Source organism: Clostridioides sp. ZZV15-6383, from assembly GCF_020657735.1.
Lineage (GTDB): Bacteria > Bacillota > Clostridia > Peptostreptococcales > Peptostreptococcaceae > Clostridioides > Clostridioides difficile_D.
This window is the reverse complement of record NZ_JAGWCV010000103.1, coordinates 1-4,647: the sequence shown is the minus strand read 5'-3', so window position 1 is coordinate 4,647 and position 4,647 is coordinate 1. Positions and strand designations below refer to the sequence as shown.

Sequence of the window (4,647 nt, the reverse complement as noted above, 5' to 3'; positions counted from 1 at the left end):
TTTATAATAATGAAAGAATACAATTAAAAAACGGAATGAGTCCGATTGAATATCGAACTCATTCCGCGTAAAGATAGCCTTTTTTAAGTCTGTCTACTTGACAGGGACATATCCAATTTTGAGACAGCCCTTTTAAAGTTAAATGTTGAATTAATAGTTACAAAATATGTAATTTAAATGTTATAAATTTATGTTATAATCATACTGATTTTTGTACATCAGTTCTTACATTAACATTACCTGCTTTTAGGTTTTCTCCAAGAGTAAGACCTTTTTCTTTTATAACATATTCAAAAGTCATTAGTGGAACTCCACCTTTTCTACCACCTAATATTTCTTTTCCTTTTAAATCCTCATAAGAGAAATTAGGCATTTTTTCCCTAGCAATTAGAAAACTACCATCTCTTTTAGTTAATTGAGCAAAATTTACTGCATAATCGTTTTTGTTTTGATTATATACATATATAGATGCTTCAGGACCCATTAAACCTACATTTGCTTCACCTGAAATTAAGGCAGCCATAGTTTTATCTGCACCTTGGGTATTTATAAGGTCAATCTTTATGCCTTCATCTTCAAAGAATCCTTTCGTAATAGCAGCATACTGTGGAGCATAAAAAACAGAATGAGTAACTTCTGCTATAGTTACTTTATCTAGATTTTTAGACGAAGAAGATTCATCTTTTTTGTCACTAGAGTTAAAATCACATCCAGTTAGACAGATTGTGCTTACAATGATAGAGCTTGCTATTGCGACTATTTTTTTAAACATAATAAATACCTCCCATAAAACATACGAATAATATATAGTATTAAATATTTATTGTAGTTGTTACAAAAATGTATCTATACTTATAATATTTCTACAAAAACTTAAAAATAAATTTGAGTTTTATGTTTAGTTTTTTTAGTAATGTGTAATCTTTGGTAAATTATATTGATTATTTATAAGCTAAGTAATAAAATTAAAATAATATCATTTTTTTGTCTATTATACATAAAGAAAAAATTTGTTTATAATATAAATTAGATTAATTTATATAAACTTTTATTATTTTTATATGAAATAGTAAAAGCTTATATTTTGTATTTAATAGATTGCATCTAAACAAATATACTTAAAATGGAGGAAATTTTATGAAACAAAATAAATATGATGATGATAAATTCTTTGATAAATATAGTAAAATGGAACGTTCTATAAATGGACTAGCAGGTGCTGGAGAATGGCATATTTTAAAAAAAATGTTACCTGATTTCAAAGGAAAAAGAGTTTTAGATTTAGGGTGTGGATTTGGATGGCATTGTCAATATGCAGTTGAGAATGGAGCAAACTCTGCTGTTGGAATTGATATTTCAGAAAAAATGTTAAAAGAAGCTAAAAACAAAACGCAATTTGATAATATAAAATACATATGTATGCCTATTGAAGACATTAATTTTCCAAAAGATAGTTTTGATGTGGTTATTAGTTCTTTAGCATTTCATTATATTCAATCATTTGAAGATATATGTGAAAATGTAAGTAATTGCCTTTCAAGCGAAGGTGACTTTGTATTTTCTGTTGAACATCCTATATTTACTGCATATGGAACTCAAGAATGGTATTGTGATAAAGACGGTAATAATCTACACTGGCCAGTAGATAGATATTTTGAAGAAGGAGTACGTAAGTCAAATTTTCTAGGAGAAGAAGTTACAAAATATCATAAAACACTAACAACTTATCTAAACACTTTAAATAAAACTGGGTTTGAAATATTAGAAGTTGTTGAGCCTCAACCAGAGGAAAAACTATTAGATACAATTCTTGAAATGAAAGATGAACTACGAAGACCTATGATGCTACTTGTAGCTGCAAGAAAAAAATAATAAAAATAAATAACTATTGTAAAAGTAAAGTTGTAGAAAACAATTACACTAATGTAAAGAGTGCAAAAGCAATCATTGCTTTTGCACTCTTTATCAAGTTACAATTATACTTCCACGTAATATATTTCATTCCCATTTTGTTCTATAAGCTTTTTCATATCTTCAAACTTTAAAAATACAGTAGCAGTATTATCATTTGGATGTATACCTATTTTATCCATTTTTAATAAGTCTTTATCAAATACAACTTTTACAACAGCCTCTGTATCATTTAATATACCAAAAGGAGTCACAGCTCCCTTAGTAAGTTTTAAGTATTTTTGAAGTCTTTCTTCTGATGCAAAACTAAGAGGTTTACTATCAATTTGTTGACGAATATCTTTTAAATCTGCTTTTTTGTCTTTACCTAATACAACTAAAAAATGTTCTTTTCCCTTAGCATCACGAAGAAATAAATTTTTTACAACAAATTCCATATGTAATGTTTTTAATTCTTCCATTTCTTCAATTTTATAAACTGGTGGATGATTTACAGCTTCATAAGGTATGTTAAATTCATCCAATTTTCTATATACTTCTTGTTGTTGATTGTTCATAATATCCTCCTATTAGAAATTTATTTTATATATAAATAATATTATCATAGAAAACTTTAAAAGAAAACGTTTTATACCATATAAACCTTATATTTTTATAAAGAATCAAGAATATTTAATATAACGTAAAAAAGCTAAACAATTTCTAAAAACAGCTTACAAATAGAACCTTATTTACCATTTATAAATCATATAAAAATAGTTTATATAAAGTCATATATGAAAAAACTATATTATGCTATCTTTTCTTTTTGGAATAAACTATACTTTAAGTATAGATATTTAATTTAAATAAATTTTACAGTATTAATGGTAAATTATCTTAGAAAGGAATGTGCTTTATATGTCTACAGACAAAGTTGTTGGAATCATAGATGAAGAAACGGCAGAACTTGCAGGAATTGAATATACTGGTAAAATTTATGCTTCTTCTGGTGTTATAAAACATATAAAGAAAAAACATCGATGTCAATTAAGTAAGGACATTGTTAATGATATAATAGATACTATAAAAATGGTATTAAAGTCCCCTGAATATATAGGAAGCCATCCTAAAAAACCTGGAAAAAGTGTGGAGTTTATAAAAAAAATTGATGATTACATTTTAGTGGCTACAGAATTGGATACAAAAAAAGGATATTTATATGTATCTTCACTGTATGCTATAAAAGAAGCAAAATTAGAAAGTAGAATAAATAGTGGAAGAGTAAAACAATATGATGGTTAACATAATATTATTAAATTTCCAAAACTATTGAAAAATATTATCATATAGGTTATAATATAAATATACATGTAAATATTTATTAGTTAGATTTGAGGTTGGAAAGGCACCCAATACGCTACTATGGAGTAGTTAATAGAGATGCAGGATACGCCGCCCTGCCAAATCTAATTAAATTAAAAGGAGAGGATTAATTCCTCTCTTATTGTTTTTTGAAATACTAATTCAATTTATATAGAAAGATTGAAGGTCATTTATCCTAAAAATTTTTTAGTTATATACGTGAAGCTAATCAAATAAGATATTTATAATCTGTATCTAATAAATATTATATTTTAATAAGATAAAAATATATAAAAAAGCCTTATAAAATTTTAAATTGTAATGGATAGAAAGTAATTAAAAAGAATTTTTATTGCTTTTTAAAAATTTAGTTAGAAACTATATCATTATGGTAAAAAATGTATTATAATGTTTAAAAATATTATAATAAGGGGCGATTAAATATGAGTCTATCAAAGAAAATAGAAGATAAAAGAAAAGCTAAACAAAGAGCTGAAAAAGTTAAGAAAGCTAAAATTGCTACAGCTGGTGTAGTATTAGGAGCTGTTACTGGTGCAGTGAGTGGAGTACTGTTGGCTCCAAAATCGGGAAAAGAGACAAGAGAAGATATAAAAGGTGCTTCACAACAAATTGCTGAAAAAATAAATATGAAAACCGTGGATGTAAAAGGTAAGGTATCTGAGAAGCTAGAAGATAGAAAAGGAAACTTTATAGAATCAAAGAAAAAAATAAAAAAATATATAGATAATAAAAAGAGTATTGAAAATTCTAATGAGGAAGATAAAATAATAGATATTGTTGAACCAGTTAGTGTTACTGAGGAATAATATGAACAATACAATAACAATTAACATAAGTATAATATATGTATTATTAGCTATACTTGGGTGTATTGCTTTAGTTTATTTAATTATTGTACTTGCTAAACTACATAAGATTTTAAATAATGTTGGGACTATGTTAAGTGAAAATACTCAAAATATAAATACAACTTTAAATAATCTTCCTAGTGTTGTAGAAAATTTTGGAGAAGTAGGGGAAAACATGAAAGACGTAACAGAAGTTGTTACTGATGTTACAGCAGATTTTCTTGTTACTAAAGACAGTGTTAAATCAAATATGGATGTTATAGTTGATATATTGACTATAATTAAAAATATTTTTCTAGATAAAAAATAATATGTTTAATATAAAAAAGTCTAGAAGATATAATTTAAACGACCTTAAAATGGCATTTATAAGGTCGTTTTTTTATTGGTTTAATTGGTAATGTAAAATAATTTGTGCTTCAAGGTTAATAAAAATCTTCTTTATGGCAATGATTTAAATATAATCAAATGTCGTAAAGGAGATTTTTTATGAATACTTTAAGAAAACAATTAGTCAAAGAAA

General features: G+C 25.6%; 7 protein-coding genes. 5 read left to right on the top strand and 2 right to left on the bottom strand.

Annotation, left to right across the window (positions count from 1 at the left end; translation table 11 throughout):
* The coding region (locus KGF42_RS20635; RefSeq protein ID WP_137722713.1) for an IS3 family transposase at positions 1-71 on the top strand (71 nt) is incomplete at its 5' end.
* Between the two features lie 128 nt (positions 72-199).
* On the opposite strand, the gene KGF42_RS18700 is transcribed toward KGF42_RS20635, so the two are convergent.
* Positions 200-772 carry an ABC transporter substrate-binding protein gene (locus tag KGF42_RS18700; protein ID WP_227826875.1) on the bottom strand — a complete coding sequence of 191 codons (573 nt, stop codon included), beginning with the start codon at positions 770-772 and terminating at the stop codon, positions 200-202.
* Positions 773-1,137: 365 nt separating this feature from the next.
* Between KGF42_RS18700 and KGF42_RS18695 the strand changes: the two genes are divergently transcribed.
* Positions 1,138-1,872 (top strand): class I SAM-dependent methyltransferase, encoded by a 735-nt coding sequence (locus KGF42_RS18695; protein WP_227823401.1) that lies wholly within the window; start codon positions 1,138-1,140, stop codon positions 1,870-1,872.
* Positions 1,873-1,976: 104 nt separating this feature from the next.
* Here KGF42_RS18695 and KGF42_RS18690 read toward each other — a convergent pair whose 3' ends face one another.
* A complete protein-coding gene (locus tag KGF42_RS18690; RefSeq protein ID WP_227826874.1) occupies positions 1,977-2,468 on the bottom strand; it encodes a prolyl-tRNA synthetase associated domain-containing protein in 492 nt (163 codons plus the stop codon).
* Between the two features lie 343 nt (positions 2,469-2,811).
* Between KGF42_RS18690 and KGF42_RS18685 the strand changes: the two genes are divergently transcribed.
* The 3 genes from KGF42_RS18685 to KGF42_RS18675 all read left to right on the top strand — a co-directional run bounded on the left by KGF42_RS18685 (position 2,812) and on the right by KGF42_RS18675 (position 4,434).
* Positions 2,812-3,195, top strand: a complete 384-nt coding sequence (locus tag KGF42_RS18685; RefSeq protein ID WP_054273858.1) for a PBECR2 nuclease fold domain-containing protein — start codon at positions 2,812-2,814, stop codon at positions 3,193-3,195.
* 503 nt (positions 3,196-3,698) lie between these two features.
* Positions 3,699-4,082, top strand: a complete 384-nt coding sequence (locus KGF42_RS18680) for a YtxH domain-containing protein (protein ID WP_227826873.1) — start codon at positions 3,699-3,701, stop codon at positions 4,080-4,082.
* A gap of 1 nt (position 4,083) precedes the next feature.
* Positions 4,084-4,434, top strand: coding sequence for a hypothetical protein (locus KGF42_RS18675; protein ID WP_054273860.1), 351 nt, complete (start codon positions 4,084-4,086; stop codon positions 4,432-4,434).
* Positions 4,435-4,647: the final 213 nt, after the last annotated feature.